Annotated in this window: 2 protein-coding genes; one reads left to right on the top strand and one right to left on the bottom strand. The window is 39.2% G+C overall.

Annotated elements, in window-relative coordinates; translation table 11 throughout:
- On the top strand, positions 1–966 hold a 966-nt coding region (locus AB1467_07535), incomplete at its 5' end, for an IS1634 family transposase (protein ID MEW6296106.1).
- On the opposite strand, the gene AB1467_07540 is transcribed toward AB1467_07535, so the two are convergent.
- On the bottom strand, positions 872–1135 hold the full coding sequence (locus AB1467_07540; protein MEW6296107.1) for a hypothetical protein: 264 nt from the start codon (positions 1133–1135) through the stop codon (positions 872–874). The genes AB1467_07535 and AB1467_07540 overlap by 95 nt on opposite strands.
- Positions 1136–1145 lie beyond the last annotated feature (10 nt).

The following is a 1145-nucleotide window of genomic DNA, read 5'->3' on the forward strand; positions in this document are numbered from 1 at the left end:
GGTAACACCACTGATCCTGCAACCTTTCTTTCTCAGATCAAGAAACTATCATTGCGTTTCGGAATCAAAGATGTAACCATGGTTGGGGACAGAGGGATGATAAAGAAAGGCCAGATCAAGGAACTTGATGAGGTTTGCTTTCATTACATCACAGCCATCACCAAACCCCAGATAGAGAGCCTTATTAAAAAAGGTGCCATTCAACTCTCCCTTTTTGATGAGAAACTCTGTGAGGTTACCTTAGATGGTGTTCGTCTTATCTTGAGGCGTAATCCCCTGCGAGCACAGGAGATTAAGGCAGGAAGGCAAGAGAAGATAGATAAGATAAGATCCCTTATTAACAGACAGAATGAATATCTTGCTTCTCATAAAAGGGCTAAGATAGAGACTGCACATAAGTTGATCCAAAATTACATAAATAGATTAAAGGTATCTGGTTTTTGTGCTATCTTGACCCAAGAAAGAGTTTTAACACTCAAGGTAGACGAAGAAGCAAAAGAGAAAGTAGGAGAACTTGATGGATGTTACTGTATCAAGACTGATTTGAATAAAAAGATTGCTACAGCAGAAAAGGTTCATGAGCGATACAAAGATTTAGCCAATATAGAACAGGGTTTTCGTATGATGAAAACAGGGCTTCTTGAGGCCAGGCCAATCAATGTCAGGAAAGAGAAGAGGACACGGGGACATGTCTTTGTGGTTATGTTAGCTTACATTATTACCCATAGATTAAGAAGGCTTTGGGCAGAGATAGATGTTACAATAGAAGAAGGAATAGATGAACTGGTACTTATAACCAGTCAAGAGATACAGATAGGTACGGTATCCTATCAACAGATTCCAGAGCCAAGAGAATTAGGAGTAAAACTCCTTAAGGCTGCTTCCGTCTCTTTGCCAAAGGTCCTACCTTATCGAAATGTAGTTGTAGCCACCAGGAAAAAATTAACCAGTCGTCGTAACCTATAGAAATTAAAATGGTTAAAGAGTATAATTGTTGTTTAAAATTTTGGAACATCCGCTTTAAGGTTATTTTCCCCTTGGTCCGATAAGATTCACCAGTCATTATAATCTGATGGGCGTTATGAGCAATTCGATCCATTACTGAATTAGCCATAATAGGCTCAGGGAATAACACTTGCCAATCC

The sequence above is a fragment of the Candidatus Diapherotrites archaeon genome (assembly GCA_040755695.1).
GTDB lineage: Archaea > Iainarchaeota > Iainarchaeia > Iainarchaeales > 1-14-0-10-31-34 > JBFMAK01.